22 protein-coding genes and 1 tRNA gene are annotated in these 21,200 nt (G+C 53.7%); 10 read left to right on the plus strand and 13 right to left on the minus strand.

What is annotated here, in order from left to right; translation table 11 throughout:
• Positions 1-199: 199 nt before the first annotated feature.
• Positions 200-763, plus strand: a complete 564-nt coding sequence (locus tag STSP2_RS13755) for a lipid-binding SYLF domain-containing protein (protein WP_146663323.1) — start codon at positions 200-202, stop codon at positions 761-763.
• A gap of 127 nt (positions 764-890) precedes the next feature.
• Here STSP2_RS13755 and STSP2_RS13760 read toward each other — a convergent pair whose 3' ends face one another.
• On the minus strand, positions 891-2,189 hold the full coding sequence (locus STSP2_RS13760; RefSeq protein ID WP_146663324.1) for a mechanosensitive ion channel family protein: 1,299 nt from the start codon (positions 2,187-2,189) through the stop codon (positions 891-893).
• Positions 2,190-2,417: 228 nt separating this feature from the next.
• Between STSP2_RS13760 and STSP2_RS13765 the strand changes: the two genes are divergently transcribed.
• Positions 2,418-3,482: a M42 family metallopeptidase gene (locus STSP2_RS13765; protein ID WP_146663325.1), complete on the plus strand. Its 1,065-nt coding sequence runs from the start codon at positions 2,418-2,420 to the stop codon at positions 3,480-3,482.
• Between the two features lie 234 nt (positions 3,483-3,716).
• Here STSP2_RS13765 and STSP2_RS13770 read toward each other — a convergent pair whose 3' ends face one another.
• Both STSP2_RS13770 and aroF read right to left on the minus strand, forming a co-directional pair.
• Entirely contained in the window at positions 3,717-4,799 is a 1,083-nt protein-coding gene (locus tag STSP2_RS13770; protein ID WP_146663326.1) for a glycosyltransferase family 9 protein, read from the minus strand.
• A gap of 22 nt (positions 4,800-4,821) precedes the next feature.
• Positions 4,822-5,841: a 3-deoxy-7-phosphoheptulonate synthase gene (gene aroF / locus STSP2_RS13775; RefSeq protein ID WP_146663327.1), complete on the minus strand. Its 1,020-nt coding sequence runs from the start codon at positions 5,839-5,841 to the stop codon at positions 4,822-4,824.
• A 170-nt stretch (positions 5,842-6,011) separates the two neighbouring features.
• Here aroF and STSP2_RS13780 point away from each other — a divergent pair, with 170 nt between their 5' ends.
• The 4 genes from STSP2_RS13780 to STSP2_RS13795 all read left to right on the plus strand — a co-directional run bounded on the left by STSP2_RS13780 (position 6,012) and on the right by STSP2_RS13795 (position 8,854).
• Complete coding sequence (locus STSP2_RS13780; RefSeq protein ID WP_169853229.1) at positions 6,012-6,716, plus strand: metallophosphoesterase family protein; 705 nt, start codon at positions 6,012-6,014, stop codon at positions 6,714-6,716.
• A 27-nt stretch (positions 6,717-6,743) separates the two neighbouring features.
• Positions 6,744-6,983: a hypothetical protein gene (locus tag STSP2_RS13785; RefSeq protein WP_146659667.1), complete on the plus strand. Its 240-nt coding sequence runs from the start codon at positions 6,744-6,746 to the stop codon at positions 6,981-6,983.
• A complete protein-coding gene (locus STSP2_RS13790) occupies positions 6,980-8,011 on the plus strand; it encodes a transposase (protein WP_146659665.1) in 1,032 nt (343 codons plus the stop codon). The genes STSP2_RS13785 and STSP2_RS13790 overlap by 4 nt, the downstream gene beginning before the upstream one ends.
• 108 nt (positions 8,012-8,119) lie before the next feature.
• The gene (locus STSP2_RS13795; RefSeq protein WP_146663329.1) at positions 8,120-8,854 is read left to right on the plus strand and encodes a fused DSP-PTPase phosphatase/NAD kinase-like protein; all 735 of its coding nucleotides are present in this window, start codon (positions 8,120-8,122) and stop codon (positions 8,852-8,854) included.
• On the opposite strand, the gene STSP2_RS13800 is transcribed toward STSP2_RS13795, so the two are convergent.
• The 5 genes from STSP2_RS13800 to queF all read right to left on the minus strand — a co-directional run bounded on the left by STSP2_RS13800 (position 8,774) and on the right by queF (position 12,377).
• Complete coding sequence (locus STSP2_RS13800) at positions 8,774-9,577, minus strand: DUF2817 domain-containing protein (protein ID WP_146663330.1); 804 nt, start codon at positions 9,575-9,577, stop codon at positions 8,774-8,776. The two genes, STSP2_RS13795 and STSP2_RS13800, sit on opposite strands and share 81 nt — an antisense overlap.
• A gap of 30 nt (positions 9,578-9,607) precedes the next feature.
• A complete protein-coding gene (locus tag STSP2_RS13805; RefSeq protein ID WP_418202198.1) occupies positions 9,608-10,402 on the minus strand; it encodes an ABC transporter permease in 795 nt (264 codons plus the stop codon).
• Positions 10,386-11,315, minus strand: coding sequence for an ABC transporter ATP-binding protein (locus STSP2_RS13810; protein ID WP_146663332.1), 930 nt, complete (start codon positions 11,313-11,315; stop codon positions 10,386-10,388). Before STSP2_RS13810 ends, STSP2_RS13805 begins: the two co-directional genes overlap by 17 nt.
• A 125-nt stretch (positions 11,316-11,440) precedes the next feature.
• The gene (locus tag STSP2_RS13815; RefSeq protein WP_146663333.1) at positions 11,441-11,938 is read right to left on the minus strand and encodes a hypothetical protein; all 498 of its coding nucleotides are present in this window, start codon (positions 11,936-11,938) and stop codon (positions 11,441-11,443) included.
• A gap of 76 nt (positions 11,939-12,014) precedes the next feature.
• Positions 12,015-12,377 (minus strand): preQ(1) synthase, encoded by a 363-nt coding sequence (gene queF, locus STSP2_RS13820; RefSeq protein WP_146663334.1) that lies wholly within the window; start codon positions 12,375-12,377, stop codon positions 12,015-12,017.
• 104 nt (positions 12,378-12,481) lie between these two features.
• On the opposite strand from queF, the gene queC reads away from it, so the two are divergent.
• Complete coding sequence (gene queC, locus STSP2_RS13825) at positions 12,482-13,183, plus strand: 7-cyano-7-deazaguanine synthase QueC (RefSeq protein ID WP_146663335.1); 702 nt, start codon at positions 12,482-12,484, stop codon at positions 13,181-13,183.
• A 13-nt stretch (positions 13,184-13,196) separates the two neighbouring features.
• Here the strand turns inward: queC and STSP2_RS13830 are convergent, their stop codons facing one another.
• Positions 13,197-14,153 carry an SIR2 family protein gene (locus STSP2_RS13830; protein ID WP_146663336.1) on the minus strand — a complete coding sequence of 319 codons (957 nt, stop codon included), beginning with the start codon at positions 14,151-14,153 and terminating at the stop codon, positions 13,197-13,199.
• Positions 14,154-14,447: 294 nt separating this feature from the next.
• Between STSP2_RS13830 and STSP2_RS13835 the strand changes: the two genes are divergently transcribed.
• The 3 genes from STSP2_RS13835 to STSP2_RS13845 all read left to right on the plus strand — a co-directional run bounded on the left by STSP2_RS13835 (position 14,448) and on the right by STSP2_RS13845 (position 15,793).
• Complete coding sequence (locus STSP2_RS13835; protein ID WP_146663337.1) at positions 14,448-15,128, plus strand: 7-carboxy-7-deazaguanine synthase QueE; 681 nt, start codon at positions 14,448-14,450, stop codon at positions 15,126-15,128.
• Between the two features lie 123 nt (positions 15,129-15,251).
• Positions 15,252-15,626, plus strand: coding sequence for a hypothetical protein (locus STSP2_RS13840; protein ID WP_169853230.1), 375 nt, complete (start codon positions 15,252-15,254; stop codon positions 15,624-15,626).
• Positions 15,627-15,707: 81 nt separating this feature from the next.
• Positions 15,708-15,793: transfer RNA gene (locus STSP2_RS13845), tRNA-Leu, on the plus strand.
• A gap of 134 nt (positions 15,794-15,927) precedes the next feature.
• Here STSP2_RS13845 and purE read toward each other — a convergent pair.
• The 4 genes from purE to STSP2_RS13865 all read right to left on the minus strand — a co-directional run bounded on the left by purE (position 15,928) and on the right by STSP2_RS13865 (position 20,826).
• Complete coding sequence (gene purE / locus STSP2_RS13850; protein WP_146663339.1) at positions 15,928-16,440, minus strand: 5-(carboxyamino)imidazole ribonucleotide mutase; 513 nt, start codon at positions 16,438-16,440, stop codon at positions 15,928-15,930.
• Positions 16,437-17,588, minus strand: coding sequence for a 5-(carboxyamino)imidazole ribonucleotide synthase (locus STSP2_RS13855; protein WP_146663340.1), 1,152 nt, complete (start codon positions 17,586-17,588; stop codon positions 16,437-16,439). Before STSP2_RS13855 ends, purE begins: the two co-directional genes overlap by 4 nt.
• Positions 17,589-17,656: 68 nt before the next feature.
• On the minus strand, positions 17,657-18,883 hold the full coding sequence (locus STSP2_RS13860) for an MFS transporter (RefSeq protein WP_146663341.1): 1,227 nt from the start codon (positions 18,881-18,883) through the stop codon (positions 17,657-17,659).
• Positions 18,884-18,933: 50 nt separating this feature from the next.
• Positions 18,934-20,826 carry a DUF4914 family protein gene (locus tag STSP2_RS13865; RefSeq protein WP_146663342.1) on the minus strand — a complete coding sequence of 631 codons (1,893 nt, stop codon included), beginning with the start codon at positions 20,824-20,826 and terminating at the stop codon, positions 18,934-18,936.
• Between the last annotated feature and the right edge of the window lie 374 nt (positions 20,827-21,200).

The raw sequence follows: 21,200 nt of genomic DNA on the forward strand, positions 1-21,200 counted from the left end.
ATTTACAGCCGTTCCCGCGTATAAATAGTAATGTGCGACGAAAACGACAAAATACAAATAATCAGGACAAAAACTGCATTGCCAAAGTTTTTTCAGCAACTAACATATAAGTATAAGACTCACAAAGGCTTGCCCATAAAGATAGGAAACGCTAAAAACCAAAAATACAACTAATTCTGTTATCTTGGGAGACACAAAAATGAGGACATTTACAAAACATCTTGTGCTGCTGGTAGTTTCCTCAATGGCGATCTGTATTACAGGATGCGCCACAGCACCAAAGTCAGCCGAATCCAAAGACGTACTCCAGGCCCAGGCGCAGGAAGCCATCGCCGCATTCAAACAGAAATCCCCGGGAATACAGAGATTTCTCGACGAATCTGCCGGCTACGCGGTCCTGCCCAAGGTCGTAAAAGGAGGCTTCTGGCTCGGCGGCGCATACGGCAAGGGAATCGTTTACGAAGGCGGATCCCGCATCGGCTACTGCGACATGACACAGGCTACCCTCGGATTCACCTTCGGCGGCGAATACTTCCGCGAAATTATCTTCTTCAGGGACTCAAGCGACCTGCAGAAGTTTAAGACCGGCGAATTCACCTTCTCCGCCCAGGCCACAGCTATCGCAGCGACTTCAGGAGCCGCATCAAAGGCTGACTACAAGGATGGATACGCAGTATTCGTTCTGGCTGACAAGGGCCTGATGGTCGACGCATCCATAGGCGGTCAGAAATTCGACTACCTCTCCGAGTGGCAGGCCCAGTAACCAATAACCATCAGATAAACTGAAAGCGTGCGTATCCTCAAAATAGATACGCGCGCTTTTGGCCATTCATTATCTGGCTCAAAAGCTCGGCTCAGACGCTGAACTTTTGCAGGAAGGCATTCTGTTTTTACTCGGCCTTGCGCACAATAAACTCCGAATTCAGATCCGCCCCGCTCGGCTCCTGGAACAGACGCAGCTCAAACTCACCGACAACCGCCAGCAGATGGTCGAAAATGTCCGACTGCACTCCCTCATAGTGCACCCATCGCTTATCCTTGCAGAAGGCGTATATCTGCACCGGAAGCCCGTGCGGCGTGGGCTCAAGCTGCCTTACCATCATAGTCATTTCCTGATTGACCATAGGATGATTCTTCAGATATTCTGAAGCGTAGGCCCGAAACACCCCGATATTCGTCATCCGTCGGCCGTTTACCAGCACCGAATTGTCGATCTGGTGCTCAGCATTGTATTTTTCGATCTCCTCCTGCCGCCTTTCGATGTAGCCCCCCAGATAATCGAATTTTTTGAATCGCTCCCGCATCTCCGGCGTGCAGAACTTCACCGTCGTCATGTCGATATAAATACATCTCTTCATCCGCCTGCCGCCCGACTCGCTCATACCCCGCCAGTTCCTGAACGAATCACTGATAAGCGAATAAGCGGGCACAGTAACGATCGTCTTGTCCCAGTTCTGCACCTTCACCGTTGTAAGCGTAATATCAACCACATCACCGTCTGCACCATACCTGCTCACCTCGATCCAGTCACCGATACGCACCAGGTCGTTCGCCGTCAACTGTATACCCGCAACAAATCCCAGTATCGCATCCCTGAATACCAGGATAATTACCGCCGTCATCGCACCCATGCCGGCAAATATCTTGGCCGGATTGTTAGACAGCAGAATCGCGAGCACAAACACAGCCGCCAGAGAATACATCAAAACCTTAACGATCTGAATGAACCCCTTGATCGGCACACGCCGCGAAACCTCGAACTCCTTGTATATCGCCAGCCCCGCACTCAAAAAAGCGTCAAACGCGAACGCCCCCGCAAGCACCAGATACACCTGCGCTCCGTTCCTCAAAACCGTACAAAGCGTACTTCCTTCACCGAAGAGCCCGCACGCCGTCGCGTGAATTACAATGCCCGGCACAAGATGCGCCAACCGATCAAAAAACTTGTGATTCACCAGCGCATCATCCCACTTCGCCGCACTGCGTTTGACTACTTTCTCCACACCCTTGAAAAAGATTTTTTTAGCTATAAAATGCGCAATGACAGCCAGGACAAACAGCCCTACAAGCACTGCCCCCGCACTTATGACATCAGCATGCGGAACAGCGGACTCTTCACCGAAAATAAGGTTCTTGACCCTGACTACAAAAGCAGTGCCTGACTCCCCTGAACTTAGCGCATCGATCATCTCGCAAACTCCTTAACAATTATCCGGAAACTAAACATAATAGCCTGCTTCACAACCTGCGTCAAATATTTACGACTGGTCATATTACGTTTCCTAAACCTCTTCTTGCAATTCTTCATCAAATCAGCTACAAATGCGAACCATTCTTACCGAAACAGTAATAATTCGTAAAAGAAGCCGCGGGAAACCTCCCCGGCCCTTACAGCGTTAAAGAAAGGATTAAAAAAAATGAACAAGACTTCTGAAAAGTTCCTCCAGCAGCTCCTCGAGGCCCCCTCTCCGTCCGGCTTTGAACAACCCGCTGCAAAAGTATTCCGTGACTACGTCAAAAAGGACGTCGACCAGCTCATCACAGATGCCCACGGAAACACCATAACCGTACTCAACCCCAAGGCTAAATTCAAATTCATGCTCGCCGGCCACATCGATGAGATCGGCCTGATGGTCACTCACATCGACAAGGATGGCTATATCTACACCGCACAGGTTGGCGGTATGGACCCGGCCCTCCTCATCGGTCAGCGCGTAAAGATTCTCACCGAAAAAGGCAATGTCTTCGGCGTCATAGGACGAAAAGCCATCCACCACATGACCCCCGACGAACGCGGCAAAGGCGTTAAAATGGACAACATTTGGGTCGACATCGGCGCAGACTCCAAAGAAGACGCACAAAAACGCGTCGAGATCGGCGATCCCATGGTAATCGACGTACCTTACCGCCGCATGACCGACGACAAGATCGTCTCCCGCGCAATGGACGACAAAGCAGGCGCATTCATCGTCGCGGAAGTCATGCGCAGACTCGCCAAAAAGAAAAAGGACCTGAAGATCTCCGTCATCGGCGTCGCGACCGTACAGGAAGAGCTCGGCCTCCGCGGCGCGATAACCTCCTCCTACTCCGTCAACCCCGACGCAGGCATCGCCATCGACGTAGGCTTCGCATCCGACCATCCCGACACCGACAAGAAAAAGCTCGGCGATCTAAAACTCGGCGAAGGCCCCAACCTCCACCGCGGCGCAAACATCAACCCCGTCCTCGAAAAGGCCCTGCTCAAAACCGCCAAAAAGCACAAGATCCCCTACCAGATCACAGCAGAGGCTCGTGCAACAGGCACCGACGCTAACGCAATCCAGCTTTGTCGCGGCGGCGCAGCAGCAACCCTGATCAGCATCCCAAACCGCTATATGCACACACCCGTCGAAATGATCTCCATCTCCGACATGGACAACATCATCAAGCTGATCGTCGCCTATATCACCGAACACCCCGCAAACCGCGACTACAGAATATAGCCCCAAACAACAGCAGCAAACTCAAAAGGTGTCGGCCGCAAACCGGCACCTTTTTCTTGCGCACAGAATCACATGCATTAAATGGATAAGTAATCTCAGCCGTATAATTCCAAAGTCCGCCGAGAATGGACCCCGATAAAGTTCCTTGGAGGCGAAGCTGTTAAATTCTGCGGCGGCTCAGTACGAATAGCCCGAACAATCGAGGAACACAAATCTGCTGAAAACACTCCCGACTCACCCCTGTAGATACCGCCCCAGCACATCGCGCACCATCGCAAACACCCTCTCCGCCCCCAGCTCCCGCATGCACTCCCCCGCCTCGCATTCAGTCAGCTCCTCGCCGTACTGACAAGGCTGACAACCCTCACCCGCCGTTATCACCACGTTCTTACCCCGCCCGCCGTTCTTCACAACGCACGTCGGCCCGAATATCGCAACCGCCCGCGCCCCCACCGCATCCGCCATATGCATCGGCCCGCAGTCGTTACCAACCACCCCCGCAGAATGCTTCAAAACCCACGCCGACTCAGCCAGACTCAGCTTCCCGCGTAGATCGACCACCATCTCATCCTCAAAAACTCGCTCGTCTACCTCATCATCCTCCGTCCCAACCACACAAACCCTGCACCCCTGCCATTCCTTCCGCACCACCCCGATCAGCTCCGCATAATTCGGCCACCTCTTCCACCGCCACCTGTCATCCGTCTTCCCGCCAGGCAGCACGCAAAGCCAGGGCTCCGCCAACTCATCCGCAACCGCAGGCTTTCTCACATTCACATACGACCATGGCGCGGGCCCGCGATACCCCAGCCGCCTGGCAAGATCGACATTGTAATCCCGCTCGTTCCGCAGGAACCACTTACCAAGCGCAGGCCGCGAAACAAAAACCTCACCCCGTTCAAAACCATCCCCCACCTCATTCTCCGGAAATCCGTGCCAGCCCCAGAAAGGCACGAAAGTATAATCGAACCGCCTGCCCGCCAGCTCCGCCCGATCACTGCAAACCTCATCCACGATGCACCACTCACCGAACATATCCTCATAAGGCGTCAATATCGTCAGCCTGCACTTCGGCCACCGGATACGCAGCGCCTGCACCAACGGCGTCGCTTCGATAACGTTACCTATCCCTCCCGCACACATGACCACCAGAACCGCGGGCCTTTCCTCCAGCACCTCCCTCTCTCGCAGTTCACGCCTGCAAACGGACCTGTAAACCCACCGCTTCAAAAACTCGCCGGCCGAAAGAAACCGGTCCGCACCCCACCTCGCGGCCCCATATAGCCTCACAGATTTCAACAGCTTTGATATCTTCATATCGCCGGTCGGCACCTGTCAATTAAAGATCACGGTCTATCGCCTGCGCAACCCGCTTGAGCCTCTTCATAAGCTTATCCAGTGACGCAGGCGTTATCGACTGGGCCCCGTCCGAAGTAGCGTGCTCAGGATCCGGATGACATTCGATTATCAGCCCGTCCGCCCCAGCCGCTACCGCCGCTGTACTCATCGAAGGCACAAGGTGCGCGTGCCCCGTCCCGTGCGAAGGATCCACGATAACAGGCAGATGCGTCTTATCGTTCAATTCCGCAACCGCCGTCAAAGGCAACGTGTTCCGCACATACTCCTCGAACGTCCTTATACCGCGCTCGCAAAGAATCACCTTCCCATTACCCGCGCTGATAATATACTCCGCTGCAAGCAGAAACTCATCCAGCCGAGCACTCATACCACGCTTTAACAGCACCGGCTTGTCCACCTTGCCCAGCGCCTCCAGCAGCGGATAATGCTGCATGTTCCTCGCCCCGACCTGCAGAACGTCCGCATATTTCGCGACCACCTCAACCTGCTCAAGTCCGATAACCTCCGTCACCACTGCAAGCCCTGTCTCCTCGCGAGCCTCAGCCAGCAGCTTGAGACCTTCCTCGCCCATCCCCTGGAAACTGTAAGGACTGGTCCGCGGCTTGAACGCTCCCCCTCGAAGGCCGATACACCCTGCCTTCTTCACGGCCCGAGCCGATGCCATCAACTGCTCGCGACTCTCAACCGCACAAGGACCCGCGATGATCCCAACCTTGTTCGAACCCAGCGGAAAACGCTCAGGACCGATCTCGATGATCGATTTCTCTCTTTTAACCTCAAGTGAAGCCATTTTATAGGGCGCCAATATAGGAACAACTTTTTCTACCATGGGCGCATTCTCGATCGCACCCTTATCAACCGACCGCTTATCGCCAAGACACGCAATAACCGTCCTGTCAGTACCGTAAATAACATGGTCCTTCAATCCATAATCATTAACCACGTCGACCACATGCTGTATCTGCTCCTTCGTCGCCCCGGGCTTCATTACTACGATCATTAAACTTGCTCCTGGCTCAAATATTTATTTCAGGGTTCTTATGAAATCATTCAGACCTGTTATTATAACGGCATTTCCCGCAACTTACTACAGGAATTACGATTTGACTCTTCCGAACTCGTATTCTAGAATCAAATACCGACCATTATTCGTAAAGGAAAATGACAAATATGCTTATTACAGCACTATCCGACATCCACGGCTCACTTGAAGCCCTAAATTCGAGCAAAAGTCTGCTCAGCGACCTGGCCTCATCCGACCTCGTCCTCATCGCTGGCGACATCACCAATTTCCAGGGCAAAACCCAGACCGCCGAGGTAATCACAGCCATCCGCCGCCACAATCCCAACATCTTCGCCGTCCCCGGCAACTGCGATACCGCCGCCGTAGACGAATACCTCCGTGAACAGAACATAAACCTGCACTGCCAGACCAGAAAACACGCCGACTTCACCCTCACCGGCGTCGGAGCCCACGTACCCTGCTCCCGCAATGACCAGGCCTGCAGCCTTGAAGAAAAACTGCAGGTCTGCCTCGATCACATCGCAGAAATGTCACATGCAGAAAATAATCTCATTTTCGTCGCCCACTACCCCGCCAGACACACCGCCGTCGACTCCATCGGAGACAACCACCACGGCGGAAGCTGGAACATCCGCGACTTCATCGAACAGGCCCAACCCCTCCTCGCCCTCTCGGGCCATATCCACGACGCACCCGGCACCGACCACATCGGCAGAACAACCCTCGTCAACCCCGGCTCACTCCGCGACGGATCATACGCTCAGATTAGAATTGAACACGAACGCGTCAGGGTCCATATAGGGTGCATCAAAAAAAGGTGGCGCGAACATTTTGGATATGGTATAACTTAGAGAAAAGGTTATTTTTCGAGGTATATCATGTCACAGCAGGATTGGATTGAAGAAGCGGTTGCCGAATTTCGCAAGGGTTGCCAGGAGCTCCACGACGAGCTCGATTCCGCGGCTAATGGGACGTTGCTGGATGTCAGCGATGATCAGATCGTCAGAACGCTTGAGCCTTTACTCAAGGATGTGCAGCGAAAGGCTATCCAGACGGCATTGGAAAAATCCCAGACTGATTCGGACTACCGGCGTTGCGGCAAGTGTAAAAAAAAATGAGACACAAGGGCAGCAAATCCTACGAGTTCATCACCAAGCGTGGCAATATAAGTCTTACCGGCACTTATTATCATTGCAGTTGCGGCAGCAGCAAGCCGATCAGCAATCTTGTCAGCAGCGGCCGCAAATACAGCCGGATCGCCAACGAGCTGGTATTGCGTCATACGGCAAGTGGCCCTTATAAAGAGGTTAGCCGATTTTTGCGTCAAGACTTCAGTATTCATATATCTCACGAATCGCTGAGAAGGCGGATATTGGCGGTTTCAGGCTCTATCAGACAAAACCGTGATTGCAGCAGCGACGACCGGAAGTGGGACGAAATTGCCGGCAGTAAGCTGTATGGCTATGCCGACGGAGTGTTGATAAACGTACGTCGTGAAGGGTGGAAGGAAGTCAAACTTCTGCGTTACGAGGATGACGCCTGTAGTAAGGTCAGCCATCGTGCTGTGCTCGGTCCGATCAAGCAGTTCGGCTCTCTTGCCCGTCGTGAGGCGATTCGGATTGGAGCATCGAAAGCCAAAGACATGACGTTTTTAATGGACGGTGCGGAAGGTTTTCACAGGCATATAAAAAGCAATCTTCCTAATGCAAAACAAGTAGTTGATTACTGGCACTGCTGTCAGCACATTGGCGAGTGTGCCAGTTTGCTTTACGGTGAAAATTCGAAGAGGAGCAATCGCTGGCGAAGCAAATACTGTCATGTACTTCGAGATAAGGGGCCCAAAAAACTGATCAGGAGCTTGCGAATCAGCAAAAGCCGGGTTGCGAGCAGCGAAGACGCCGAGGCCTTGTCGAAGCTGATCAACTTCCTGTCTCGGCGGATTGAGCGGATCGACTATCCGAAATTGCTGGCTATGGGGCTTCGCGTGGACAGCGGACCGATAGAAAGTTCATGCAAAACCGTTGTGCAGGCCCGCCTGAAGAGCTCAGGGATGCGGTGGAGCCGACAAGGAGCATCCGCTATGCTGGAAGTCAGAACCGCACTGCACAGCGATTTATGGGAATATGCTATAAAAGACTGTGCCTAAATATTGTGATGCACCCGTCCATATAAAGCAAGTCTGAAAACTCTGGACGAGCACCCGAAGATTGATTAGAATCCTCTCCCAAGATCACAAACGACACATGGAGACAATATGACTATACAGAGAATTGCGATACTAACCCTGGCACTCGCACTTATTACAACCGCAGGCTGTGACAAACAGGATGAACCACAGACAAAAGCGGTAACCGGCGCAACCACCGCCTACACAAACCCGGACATGCCCCGCGAGACAGACACGTACGAGGTCCTCGGCTACCTCAAGGGAATCAAAGGCTACGTCGTAAAATACAATGACGACCTCTACCGCGGCGGCGAAATACTCGCCCGCGCAGGCATCGAAAAACTCCAGAGCTACGGCGTCAAGACGATCATCACCATAACCCCCTCAGAAGTCGAGCAAAGACTCGCAAAGGACCTCGGTATAAACCTTATCGAAATGCCCTTCGAAAATGGCGCGATCCCCGCAGAAACATTCACCCGATACATTGAAACCATAACCTCGGACAAAGGCCCCTATTACATCCACTGCCATGGAGGAAACCATCGTGCAGGCGCCCTCTGCGCCGCATACAGGGTCCATAAACAGGACTGGTCATGGCAAAAAGCCGCGATCGAATTCGGCCAGCTAGGCGGCAGCCTCCAGAAGGACCACGCAATGATCCAGTCGATCAAACAAACCCCGGCCCTCGCCGAAGACAAGCCCTCTCAGCCTCAAGAACCCGTCGACCGGCAGGAAAAAGAATCACTTGGCGACGATAAAGTCAGTAACGGGCTCCGGGTAGAAGACCCCGGCAAGCAGCATTCTGCCGTATGCGCGCCATAGCTCATCCGCACTCTTCTGCGAATCTTCCTCACGAAGCTCAACAGTCACCGTCGGAATACTCAGCCGCTCACCCGCATACGCACCAAGCGAGCCGGGCCTAGACCCCAGCTTGTTCAAAGGCAGATCACAGCACCGCGCCATAGCATACGCAACGTCCCCCGCCGGTCCATCATAATCCACACACTCCAAAGGCTGATGCAGCGTAATGATCCGCTCAGGCCGATATGACCTGATAATATCCCTGATCACACGTGACTCGGGCTCACTGAGCCCTCTCGGACCGTTCACCTCATTGTTGACACGATTCTCCGCCTCGAAATTCCTGTTTAGATCCACCCCGTTCGCATTGTATCTCTGCCCAAGCGCATACCCGTCCGGATTCGCCATCGGCATCACAACCACCCGCAGTCGCGCCAGTTTCTGAGGATTCTTGTTCAGATGATCGATCATCTTTCTCACCAGCGGCGTGCCCGCGAACTCGTCACCGTGGATCGTCGCCATCACCAGAACCGTCCGCTCGCCATTCCCCATGGACAGACACTCGATCGGCCGGCCCTGAACCGACTTACCGGGAACTGACCATGAAAACTCAGGCTTGGAAACTCTTTCCTGACCCCACGTATCACAGCCGGCTATCCCAGCCGCCATAAAAGCAAACAGACAAACCGTCAAAATCCCGCTCGCATACCGACCCAGCAAACCTGCCCAAAAATTCTTAACCATATCACATCCTTGTAAATTCTGGTCCTGCCCTCAGCTCACAAGCCTCGTCCGCAGCCGCTTCACCGCCAGCAGCCCGAACACCACGCTGAATACCACGATGTACAGTATATCCCATAACAGCCCCAAATGGAAACTGTTTGTGCAAATCGCCCTCACAAGATTCACCGAATGCGTCAATGGCACCAACTGCGAAAAAGGCTGAATATAATCGGGCAGATTCGTCACCGGAAAAACAACGCCCGAAAAGAAAAACATCGGCGATATAAAGCCCGTAAAATAAAAATTAAAATGATTGATCGTCCGCACGAACGACGCAATAAACAGCGACATCGTCGAGAACATAAACGCCGTCACAAATCCCATCACCGGCGCCAGCAGACTCGCCGGCAAAGGCACCACCCCGAATACCGAAAGCACACAAAGCACCGCGAACGAAAAGAACAGCCCCTTCGTCCCCGCCCAAAGCATCTCACCCACTATCAGATTGTTCGTCGTTATCGGCGCAGCCAGCATCCCGTCATAAACCTTATCAAACTCCAGCCTTATGAATGTCCCGAAACTGCACTCATACGCCGCCGTAAACATCGCCGTCGTCACCAGCAGCCCCGTCCCCAGAAACTCTATGTACGGCAGACCCTGCACGTTTTCATCAACATATCTGCCCAGCCCCAGCCCGATTCCCGCCAGAAAGATCATCGGCTCCAGAAAAGGCGGAAATCCGTTGCTCACGATATGCCGCGTATACGTACGCATGTGCCGATACCAAACACTGTAAAGCCGCTTATACAACGGCGGATATTCTCTTGTCCTATTGCTGTGCGCCAAGTGTGCTCCCCGTCGCCTTGAGAAAAACGTCTTCCAGATTCGCTTCCCGCATATAGTAATGCCCGCCGATCTCATCCGCGACCGTCTTGAGCAGATCCATATCCTCGCTGAACAGCCGCGTCACATCGCCCGCAACCTCCACTCTCACCCGATCCAGCACCTCCTTGCCCAGCAGATCCCCCACCGGCGGATGCTCGAACAGCTCCAACACATACCGCTCCACATTGTCCCGCAGCAGACTCCGCGGCACACCCTCCATCACCTTCACCCCCCTGTGCATTATCAGCAGCCGATCGCAAAGCTGAAACGCCTCCTCCATATAATGCGTCGTCAGCAGCACCGTCGTCCCCTGCTTCTTCAACTGCCGTATCTTGTCCCATATCACGTGCCGCACCTGCGGATCAAGCCCCGTCGTAGGCTCATCCAGTATCAAAAGCCTCGGCCTGTTCAAAAGCGCCCTCGCGATCACCAGCCGCCTCTTCATCCCGCCCGAAAGCTCGCGTATCCTCGCTTTCGACCTCGCCGTCAGCTCCATAAACTCCAGCAGCTCAGCGATCCGCTCTTTCGCCTTATCCTCCGGCATATCGTAAAATTTCGAATACACCAGCAGATTCTGCCGTATGTTCAGCTCCTCGTCAAGATTGTCCTCCTGAGGCACAACCCCCGACAGATACTTGATCTGCAGCTCCTCCTTCGGCGGCTCATACCCAAAGATCTTCAGCTCCCCCACCCCGTTCTTATCCCCCACACTCTTGCCGTACACCATCTTCATCATGGTCGTCTTACCCGCACCGTTCGGCCCCAGAAGCCCGAAGCACTTCGCCTCTTCAACCTCGAACGACAGATCGCTCACCGCCCGAACGGCCCCGTAACTCTTATTCACATCCCTGGCAACTATAACCTTATCGCCCATTGATCCCTCAAAACAAAAAAACAGACGACGACAAACCGCCGCGCCCGAAAACCTCATACCGCCCCAATCATTATCAAACATCCGCAAGCTCGGTCTAAACCGGCCCGTATATAAGGTTCGGCCCCCTAATCAAGCTTCGCCCGCAGATCCTTCAAGAGTCCGACAAGCACCCTCGGCGAAATATCCGCCAGCTCCGCCTCCGTCTGATCCGTCCGCATCATACTCGCGGTTATCTGCTTCGCCTGCTCGCTCCACTTGCGTATCTCGCCAAGCCGCTCCGACGCCTTGTTCAGCTCTCCGCCGGCCATCTCACGCAGATACAGTATAATGTTGCGCAGCAGTTCCCGCTGATTATACCCTTCCTCAGCCTCACCGCTCTCCTCACCCATGCTCGTCTCACCGAGTATCCCCTGCTGTATCGCGAACGCCTTGCGATCCAGCTCCCGCTGCCTGCGCTCTTCCTCCTCTTCGATCGGCTCCAGCTTCAGTTCCTCACCCGCATCATCACCCGCCGGCACATAACACTGATGACTGCAGAACGGGCACTTACCCTTCTTGCCGCCTGCATTGTCGGGAGCCTTGACCTTCTTGCCGCAACTCTCGCATTCAAAACCAATAGTCATTAGCCGCTCCTTTCAAACTCATTCACCGACAACCGTTCTCCTCCGCCTGCAGTCATTCGCAGTTACAAAATCTGCACTACTTCTTGCCCATCTCCGCAGATGTCTCCGCCACCACATCCGTCGTGATCCCGCCCCTGGGCGTAAAACTCGCCGTGATCTTCATCCACCTCGGCTCACACCCAGCCGCAAGATCGTCCAGTATCTCGTTCGTCAGCCTCTCGTAAAATATACCCTTATCCCGGTAGCTCTGCATATAATACTTCAGCGCCTTCAGCTCCAAACACTTCGCCTCGGGTATATACTCTATCGTTATCGTACCAAAATCCGGATGACCCGTCTTCGGACACACGCTCGTAAACTCCGGACAGCGTATCGTTATCGTGTAATCGCGTTCCGGACGCGGATTATCAAAGAATTCCAAAACCGGCTTATCTGACATAAAATTTGCCCCTGCAAAAAAAAATGATTATACTAAGAGCCTGTTATTTAATCGCCCTAACATCTAATAATACTGTATCACACGGAATTTGCAAGGGATACCGAATGTCTTCATCCACAAAAAAAGCTGTCGTCCTCCTCAGCGGCGGCCTCGACTCCGCAACCACCCTCGGCATAGCCCGAAACGAGGGTTTTGACTGCTATGCAATGACCTTCCGCTACGGCCAAAGACATAACGTCGAAGTGGAATGCGCCCGCCGCGTCGCAGCCTCGCTCGGCGTCGCCGAACACCGCATCATAGACATCGACCTCAAACAGTTCGGCCGCTCCGCCCTCACCGACGACACCCTCGCAGTACCCAAGGACCGCGAAGACATCGACGACACCTCCGACATCCCCATCAGCTATGTCCCCGCCCGCAACACCATCTTCCTCAGCTACGCCCTCGCATGGGCCGAGGTCCTCGACGCATTCGACATCTTCATAGGCGTAAACGCAACAGACTACAGCGGATACCCAGACTGCCGCCCTGAATTCATCGACGCATACGAAAAAATGGCCAACCTCGCCACCGCCGCAGCCGTCACCGGCACCCAAAAATACTCCATCCACACCCCAATAATCAAACTCTCCAAAGCCGACATAATCAAAACCGGCACCTCCATCGGCGTCGACTACTCACTCACCCACTCCTGCTACGACCCCGACCCCGACAACAAACCCTGCGCCCGATGCGACTCCTGCAAACTGCGTCTCCGAGGCTTCCAGCAAGCAAACCTGACCGACCCAGTCCAATACGCCGACTAACTCTTTCATGGAATTACTGAAGAACTACATGATCATGCAAAAGCTGGTATACTGTTTTATTCTTGAAACGATCATCCAGTCTTGGCAATAACTTGTGAAAATGCTCATGCCCAACATGCTTGTCTTGATTTGCAAGGCCTAGAGAGGTCCCCCAAATTGTCAGATTTCTCTTTCCTTCTTTCGATCGCCGATCTTTTAGGTTTTTTAATCCAAGTCTTGTAAGGTTTTCAGGGTGAAATCCAAAACCAAGAATAATCGCCATTTCCGCTTCAATTAAAAGCGCCCTCGCTCTTTCAAATTCCCCATCTTCATCAGAAGCCTCATGTATGATTTTTATGTGCTTGGCTGCTTCGTTGATGTGCTTTTGCTCTGCCTCAGAGTCAAACGGCACAACGCCTCCTCTATTCTGCCAAGGCAAATAACCTAGCTGGCCATGTACGTGAACAACCTCAATAGACCTTGCTTTCTCAGCAACTTCGTCACCACTCCTGCCGCAATTGTCATTCTTAAGAGCAGTATGGAGGAAATGCTCAAACGACCTGTCGTAATTGAACGTTACCACAGATAATTGATTTTGATCAAACTCATCAAAGGGAGCATCCAAAGCGTTGTAGAGCTTATGGTACCAACTTTGCTGCACGGTCTTCAGATAAGATAAATTGATTTTATCAAAAAGAGCGGTTGTTTTTTCATACCCCAGAAGCCTTTTAGCTATGGCCCATTTCCCGATTTCAAGATAATCTTCATGGCCACTTCTACCCAGCCAAGCATCAATTGATGATTGCCCAGACCTGGCGAATCGCTTGTAGAATTCTATAACCAAACCTTCGGGAAAACTATGCCTGATAAAAGGCTCTCGGTCGTTATTTAAGTCATTTAAAATCTCTGCCTTTAGTCGCCCACCACTGGGAAATCCATAAGGCATGCTCGCACCGGCCCCAAGAACCAAAACAGTATTACGCTTGATCATTTCTATTGCTCCCCTTTTTTTCAGTATCAACAACATTGACCAATTATCCTGAAAACGCAGCCGCATTCAAAGAAATTTCGCCACAAAGGTTCTATTTTACTGCAAAACCAGCGGCAGAAAGTAACAGTCAACCGAGAATGGGCTATCCAAAAAGCTCGTCAGAGGTTGTGCTGTTAGTTCCTGCCGCGGCCCAGTTCTCAAACGAATGTAAGAACACCAATCCACCCAGACCAAACACCACAAAAACCCACCAACCCTCTTGCAATCCGCACCCTTTCCTGCCATACTACCGCGATGATTATCAACGAAATATTCTACTGTCTCCAGGGCGAAGGCAAACTCGCCGGCACCCCCAGCGCACTGATACGCCTGGCCGGCTGCCCCCTGCGCTGCCGATGGTGCGATACCAAATACGCCTGCCCGACAACAGCGGGCCAGCCGCGCACCCCCGAGCAAATACTCACTGAAATATCCGAATACCCAACCCGCCATGCCATAGTCACCGGCGGCGAACCACTCGCCCAGCAAGACACACCTCACCTCCTTCAGGCCCTCGAACACGCCGGCATGCACGTCACCATCGAAACCTGCGGCATCCACTACCACGAAAACATCCCCTGCGACCTCATGAGCATCAGCCCCAAGCTCTCCAACTCCACCCCCGATGACCCAGAACTCGCCTCCCCGCACGACGCTGCACGCCTGTGCCCAGAAATACTCCAGAAACTGATCGACAACTACGACTACCAGCTAAAATTCGTCGTCGACACCCCCGCAGACCTCGACGAGATCGCCGAACTGCTAGATTCTCTCAACAACGTCAACCCCTACAAAGTTTTCTTCATGCCCCAGGCCTCCACCCGCGACGAATACCTGCAAAAATCGCAGCTTGTTGCCCAGATATGCGAAAAAACCGGCTTCAAAATGTCCCAGCGGCTCCACATCCTCCTCTACGACGGCCAAAAAGGCCGCTAGAAATCAAACTGGACACAACAACCGCCTTTACTTTCACCCACCATTTCAGTATGATATAGCCCGGTTGCATGGAGGCGGCCTTCACGTAAAACAAGGGTGATGAAATCTAGTAGGGAGGATGAAATGCGCACCACGGCATACCTGTGTTGCTGCCTTGCCTTCGTCTTATCAACAGCAGCATCGAAAACCGTAGGCATACTAAACCGCACCACCAATGCGCCGATCGTAACCTCCTACCAGCAATGCTGCGATCTCGGCCCCGATACGCGCATCTGGCCCGAACTCCGCGAAACCCGCAAAACAAGCACTTTCCCCATTATAACCACCGATACCGCCATCTTGACACGCCGCAATATAACCGAAAACTCCTCCGCGATTCTCCATATCTCCACAAGCGACACGGAGATTCTGCCCCTCGACCTGCCCCAGAATACATCCACGGACACCACCGCAACCACCTCGTTCAGCCCCGATTTCGTCCTGGACCTTCAATACTGACTGCCCACACAAAAACCTTCCCATATTCCGCCAGTTTTTACTTGCGGACAGCTAGCTTTTGCGTAAAATGCACGGTCTCTTGCCCAGGTGGCGGAATAGGCAGACGCGTCAGGTTGAGGGCCTGATGGGGTTAATACCTCGTGCTGGTTCGACTCCAGTCCTGGGCATATCAATCCAAAAAAACCCCGCTAAGCATATCGCTCGCGGGGTTTTCTTATGCGCCTAAAACTGGTCCATCACCAAACATCAGCCAACGGAAGCAACATGCAAATACGCTGATCCCCGAATCCCCCAACCAAATTTAACCAGCCTGATTACCCATCTTCGACTCAAGCCTGCTCACCTTCTCCATCACCGACTCCTTCAACTGCTTCTTATACTCCAGCATCTTCTCACGCAGCCCGGCATCGCCGATACTCAGCATCTGCACCGCAAGCAGCCCCGCATTCTTCGCCCCATCCAGCGCAACCGTCGCCACCGGAACCCCGCCCGGCATCTGCAGAATCGAAAGCACCGAATCCCACCCGTCGATCGAATTCGACGACTTGATCGGCACACCTATCACCGGCAGAGGCGAGATCGCCGCCACCATCCCCGGCAAATGAGCCGCACCCCCCGCACCGGCAATGATCACCTCGATACCCCTCTCATGTGCCCCCCGGGCAAATTCGAACAATCTGTCCGGCGTGCGGTGTGCCGACACAACCGTCAATTCACACGGCACCTCAAAGTCACGAAATATCTCGTGCGCCTTCTGCATTACAGGAAGGTCCGAATCCGAACCCATGATGATCGCTGCTTTTGGTTTTGTCATGATTTCACCTTCAATAAATCCCTCACTCTCACCGCGTGTTTTTTCGCTTCGTCCGTAGTAGGCGACACTATCGTCACGTGACCCATCTTCCGAAAAGGCCGCGTCTCCTTCTTGCCGTAAATATGCACCTTCACCCCCGGGATCGCCATACTCTCCGTCAGGCCCTCATATCTTACCGGCCCCTCATGCTCCCTATCTCCCAGCAGATTCATCATAACCGCCGGCCGCTTGAGATCCGTACTCCCAAGCGGGAAATTGAAGATCGCCCGCAGATGCTGCTCATACTGTGATGTTATCGCACTCTCTATCGTATGGTGCCCCGAATTGTGCGGCCGCGGAGCCGCCTCGTTCACCCACAACTCTCCGTCGGTATCCAGAAACAGTTCAACCGCCAACACCCCCTGGATCCCGGATTTCTCGGTAACCTGCCGCGCCAGCTCTATCGCCCGATCCTGAACGTCCGCATCTATCTCAGCAGGACTCACAAGCAGCTCGACAAGATTCGCCTCGGGATTGAAAACCATTTCCACCGCAGAAAAACACGCCATCTCACCCCTGCCGTTACGCGTGACGATTACAGCCAGCTCCTTGTCGATATCCACTGCACGCTCGACGACACAAGGAACGTCAAGCAATTTACCCAGATCACCTTCACCGCGAACCACTACTACGCCCTTGCCGTCATAGCCAGCCTTCCGGGCCTTCTGCACAAATGGAAACTGCACCCCCTCACCGATGCTCTTGATTACCTGCTCCCGCCCATCGCAAAGCACAAATGCCGGGCTCGGGATCCCGTGCTCCAGATAAAACTGCTTTTGAACCCCCTTGTCCTGGATCATCGCCAGCACCTCAGGATCAGGATAAATGCGTTTGCCCTCTTGCTTTAGCTTGCGCAACGCCTCGACGTTCACGTTCTCGATCTCAAACGTGACCATATCGACCTGCTGGCCGAACTCATACACCTTCTCGAAATCCCTGTAGTCCCCCTCAACAAAACGAGTGCAAACCGTCGACGCCGGACAATGGTCATCCGAGTCAAGGATATAAGTCTTAACGTCCCACCTGCTCGCCGCCAGCGCCAGCATTTTACCCAACTGACCGCCCGCGATTATACCCAGCTTAAAATCTGATGTTACAAGCTGTTCCATAAAGCCTCAGCCTTCAAAATAGGCGTTCAGATCAAGAACGCTTTTAGTTCATCAAAATAGGACCTGCCTCACCCAGTCTTCATATCCTCGCCCGGCTCGAGATCCGTTTCCTTGACTTCCCCGCTCTCAACAACAAGCTGCTTGCCGGGCCTGAGCCACAACCCGATCACACCCGTCGCAGCTACCACTATCACAGCACTGAGCACTACCGCACCCGAATAGCTCTGCGTCACGTCGTATATCCTGCCCCCAACTCCCGGCGCAACCAGCCCAGCCAGACCATACCCCAGAAAGCATATCGGATACAGCTTCGCGAACAGCTCCGTGCCGTACTCGTTCACAACCGTAGCAGCATAGACCACGAAACACGCACCGAATCCGAACCCGATCAGACACGCAACAGCCACGAACGCGTTCGCACCCATCGGCACCAGCAGCGCCGCCAGCACAATCGCCATAAACGACAGCGACAGCACGATCGTCCGATACCCGAACCGGTCATGTATCTGCCCCCAGGTGATACGGCCTATCGCGTTACCGACCGAATACAGCGAAACCGCGAAAACCGCCTGCTGAGCAGTCAAACCCCGCCACAGACCGATCGACTTGAGATTACCGACCACCAGCAGACCCGCAAATGTACCAGCGAACATACCGAGCGAAATAAGCCCAAAGTTCCGCGAGAACACGAACCGCTTGATGCCCTCCCCATCCTCACCGCCGGCCTTCTTCTCGCCGTCAGGCTCGGCCAGCAGCATCGCCGCCGCAAACACCAGACCGCCAAGAACGAGCCCGATCAGCCTGAATATCGTCAGCACGTCATATCCATTGTCAAGCATCGCCTGGCCGCCCGACGCGAACGCGATCGCGCCCCCGCCGAAACCCGCAACAGCGATCCCCGTCACTAGCCCCTTGTTATTCGGAAACCATTTCATCCCCACAGACAGCGGACAAACATAGCCGAACCCGATACCAGCACCAGCCACAACACCAAGACTCAACAGCAGAACGATAAAATTACCGCCCGAAAAAGAAGCCGCAAAGTAACCCGCCAGAAACAGCAATCCGCCGATCCCGGCCGTCAACTTCGGCCCCTTCTTCTGCAGCACTCGTCCCGCCTGCGTCATCGCCACCGTAAACACGGCAATGATCAAGCCAAATATTAGCCCGCACTGCCCGTTATCCAGCCCGTAGTTCTCCACCAACGCAGGCGTAAACGTACTCCACGCATACACCCCGCCCAGCACGATCTGTATAACGATTCCCGCAGCCAGTACAACCCAGCGATTCTTCATAGGTCCAATCCCCTTTAGGCCCAAAAAGATTTCATAATTCTACCCTACCGCTACCGCGGCGCGGTGTCATCAAAATCGAGGATGCTCTTGTAATCACCAACACTGCCGCCGTCCAGACAGCACTCGATGATCTCATTACCAAGCTTGTCAAGATCTTTACAAAGGAAACCGCTGACCTGCTCATGGAAGAACTTGCGAAGCATCTCTGCACCGACATCATAAGCTTCTTTGCCGACCTCTGGCTGCTGATCGACCTGAAGCAGACACCTCGCGATGTTCCTTCCTTCGATACGCATGCTGTCCAGCGAATAACCCAAAAGACTGCATCGCGAAGGCGTGAGCTGATCCGAATGGAACCTCGCATGGCCGCGACGCGCCAGATAATCCCGCGCCAGCCACTCAGGCATAAAGCCGGTCTTCCACGAACCGATATGCTGATTAGGCATCAAAATGTACTTCGTCTTCGGCGAGTCAACGATCTGCCTCAAAAGCAGATTCGCCTGATCGACCTTCCGACCCGTAGCGAACGGCCAATAGCTGCCCACACCCTCACTGCTCATACCGCCAGTATCAACGATACTCGGATTCGCATGTCCACGCGGGGCAACCAGACGCCACAGCCACGCCAACGCTGGCGGCAGAATATGCAGCAATCCGATAATACCATACGTCGGATTCTCAGCCGTACATGGAGGCATCCGTACACCGAAGCTGCGAATGTCCACCGACATCTTGCCTTCCACAACGTCCGGCACGATCTTACGCGGTATTACCACACGCGGATTCGGACAAGGCACGCCAGGCTCATCCTCGATATGTTCCCATATCAGCGCCGTTCCACCCGGCGCCATATCAACATTCAAAAACAGCAGCGGCTCAGACGGCGCAACCGTCAGACTCTCCAGATCATGATCCGTACCGTACTCCGTAATATGATCCACACGCACGAACCACGCATCCTCAGCGTCCATCAGCCACAGCTTGCCGTCACCCTCCTGGTAGTCAGGATGACAAAGCCCCATATCGTCACAAAGCGGATGCAGATCACACGTCCTCGCGATCTCGATAAACTGCTTCTCACCCGTCGCGATATTCTTACCGATCATGATCCGCCCATCTGGCAGTCGATGCGGCTGCTGAAGCAGCTCACTCTTACCGCCCCCGCTCGCACCCTCGTGCATAAACGTCACCAGGTTGTCATAAGGCGTCATCACCTGAACAGCCGAACAGTGAGCTGTCACCCAGCCCTGCTCGCTTCCCTGCCGGATCAGCGCACCGTAAACACCCTTCTTAGCACTCGGACCCGGATACAGATTATAAGAGAATATCTCGTGCTCCTCGATGCGGTTGTGAACAACCACCTGCTTGCCGTCAAAATCCGTATGCCTGAATGGCGGAGCGACATAAATAACAGTGCTCGGCTTGAACTCACGTCCCAGTTTCTCAACGTCCACCAGCCCCTGCAGCAAAGCAAGACCAAACGCGAAAAACGCCGCATTCGCAGGACAAACCGCGATCGCATCACCGCCGATACCAGGCTGACCCATCTCGAACGCAAACACAGCGATCTCCTGCTCACTGAGCCAGTCGAACGTCCGCTGACGCATACCCTCAAACGGAACACCAAAACGATCCTGGTACAGTTCCTTCTCGGTTTCCAGGTCATCGGCGATCAGCATACAGTTCGGATCGCGCCTTCTCATATAAGGCTCCGGATAGTTCGCCGAAATACCATTCTTCACGCGAACCACATGCGCCTCGTTAACCGTACTCCCGTCCGGCAACTCATACTCAACGTCCCACTCTTTATTGTCATAACTGCCGCAGCACAGCTCAACCAACTGCTCCGGTTTCGTCGCGAAGTGCACCTTCGGCGCCTCATCCACGATCTTCTGAATATGTTCCGGCAGCGTAATACCGTTCCAAGTCGTCTTACTACTCATAATTATCTTTCTCCAATAAACTTCTCTGCGAATCTATCTTAAAATGCGGAGTACAGCACCAAAGCCGTCACCTCAACGCAAATCAACTAAACCTGCAATCCAACCAACATCGCGACCGATTATCACGCCGCGAACTATCACGCCCCTCCCGCACGAAAAATGTCATTGCGAGGAGCCGAAGGCGACGCCGCAATCTCAAGGCCCGCGATTCTTAATGGCCCGCCCTTACTGTAATCCGCCCCAGGCGGCCCCACCATAAAACAGCCGTCGCAAAGCGACTCCCTTTTCTTCTATTATCCGCCAGTCGCATAAAACTAGGGACAGTCACCTGTTTCATGCCCGCACACTGCCAAATCAGCGCCCCCCCGTCATCC

It is taken from the genome of Anaerohalosphaera lusitana (genome assembly GCF_002007645.1).
Lineage (GTDB): Bacteria > Planctomycetota > Phycisphaerae > Sedimentisphaerales > Anaerohalosphaeraceae > Anaerohalosphaera > Anaerohalosphaera lusitana.

What these genes read in the sequence shown, in the direction of transcription:
- STSP2_RS13800 (WP_146663330.1), bottom strand. Translation starts at nt 9,577, where the DNA reads ATGGTTAAGAATTTTTGGGCAGGTTTGCTGGGTCGGTATGCGAGCGGG.
- STSP2_RS13765 (WP_146663325.1), top strand. Translation starts at nt 2,418, where the DNA reads ATGAACAAGACTTCTGAAAAGTTCCTCCAGCAGCTCCTCGAGGCCCCC.
- purE (WP_146663339.1), bottom strand. Translation starts at nt 16,440, where the DNA reads ATGACAAAACCAAAAGCAGCGATCATCATGGGTTCGGATTCGGACCTT.
- STSP2_RS13760 (WP_146663324.1), bottom strand. Translation starts at nt 2,189, where the DNA reads ATGATCGATGCGCTAAGTTCAGGGGAGTCAGGCACTGCTTTTGTAGTC.
- STSP2_RS13785 (WP_146659667.1), top strand. Translation starts at nt 6,744, where the DNA reads ATGTCACAGCAGGATTGGATTGAAGAAGCGGTTGCCGAATTTCGCAAG.
- STSP2_RS13755 (WP_146663323.1), top strand. Translation starts at nt 200, where the DNA reads ATGAGGACATTTACAAAACATCTTGTGCTGCTGGTAGTTTCCTCAATG.
- STSP2_RS13835 (WP_146663337.1), top strand. Translation starts at nt 14,448, where the DNA reads ATGATTATCAACGAAATATTCTACTGTCTCCAGGGCGAAGGCAAACTC.
- STSP2_RS13815 (WP_146663333.1), bottom strand. Translation starts at nt 11,938, where the DNA reads ATGACTATTGGTTTTGAATGCGAGAGTTGCGGCAAGAAGGTCAAGGCT.
- queC (WP_146663335.1), top strand. Translation starts at nt 12,482, where the DNA reads ATGTCTTCATCCACAAAAAAAGCTGTCGTCCTCCTCAGCGGCGGCCTC.
- queF (WP_146663334.1), bottom strand. Translation starts at nt 12,377, where the DNA reads ATGTCAGATAAGCCGGTTTTGGAATTCTTTGATAATCCGCGTCCGGAA.
- STSP2_RS13855 (WP_146663340.1), bottom strand. Translation starts at nt 17,588, where the DNA reads ATGGAACAGCTTGTAACATCAGATTTTAAGCTGGGTATAATCGCGGGC.
- STSP2_RS13830 (WP_146663336.1), bottom strand. Translation starts at nt 14,153, where the DNA reads ATGATCAAGCGTAATACTGTTTTGGTTCTTGGGGCCGGTGCGAGCATG.
- aroF (WP_146663327.1), bottom strand. Translation starts at nt 5,841, where the DNA reads ATGATCGTAGTAATGAAGCCCGGGGCGACGAAGGAGCAGATACAGCAT.
- STSP2_RS13840 (WP_169853230.1), top strand. Translation starts at nt 15,252, where the DNA reads ATGCGCACCACGGCATACCTGTGTTGCTGCCTTGCCTTCGTCTTATCA.
- STSP2_RS13790 (WP_146659665.1), top strand. Translation starts at nt 6,980, where the DNA reads ATGAGACACAAGGGCAGCAAATCCTACGAGTTCATCACCAAGCGTGGC.
- STSP2_RS13860 (WP_146663341.1), bottom strand. Translation starts at nt 18,883, where the DNA reads ATGAAGAATCGCTGGGTTGTACTGGCTGCGGGAATCGTTATACAGATC.
- STSP2_RS13810 (WP_146663332.1), bottom strand. Translation starts at nt 11,315, where the DNA reads ATGGGCGATAAGGTTATAGTTGCCAGGGATGTGAATAAGAGTTACGGG.
- STSP2_RS13770 (WP_146663326.1), bottom strand. Translation starts at nt 4,799, where the DNA reads ATGAAGATATCAAAGCTGTTGAAATCTGTGAGGCTATATGGGGCCGCG.
- STSP2_RS13780 (WP_169853229.1), top strand. Translation starts at nt 6,012, where the DNA reads ATGCTTATTACAGCACTATCCGACATCCACGGCTCACTTGAAGCCCTA.
- STSP2_RS13795 (WP_146663329.1), top strand. Translation starts at nt 8,120, where the DNA reads ATGACTATACAGAGAATTGCGATACTAACCCTGGCACTCGCACTTATT.
- STSP2_RS13865 (WP_146663342.1), bottom strand. Translation starts at nt 20,826, where the DNA reads ATGAGTAGTAAGACGACTTGGAACGGTATTACGCTGCCGGAACATATT.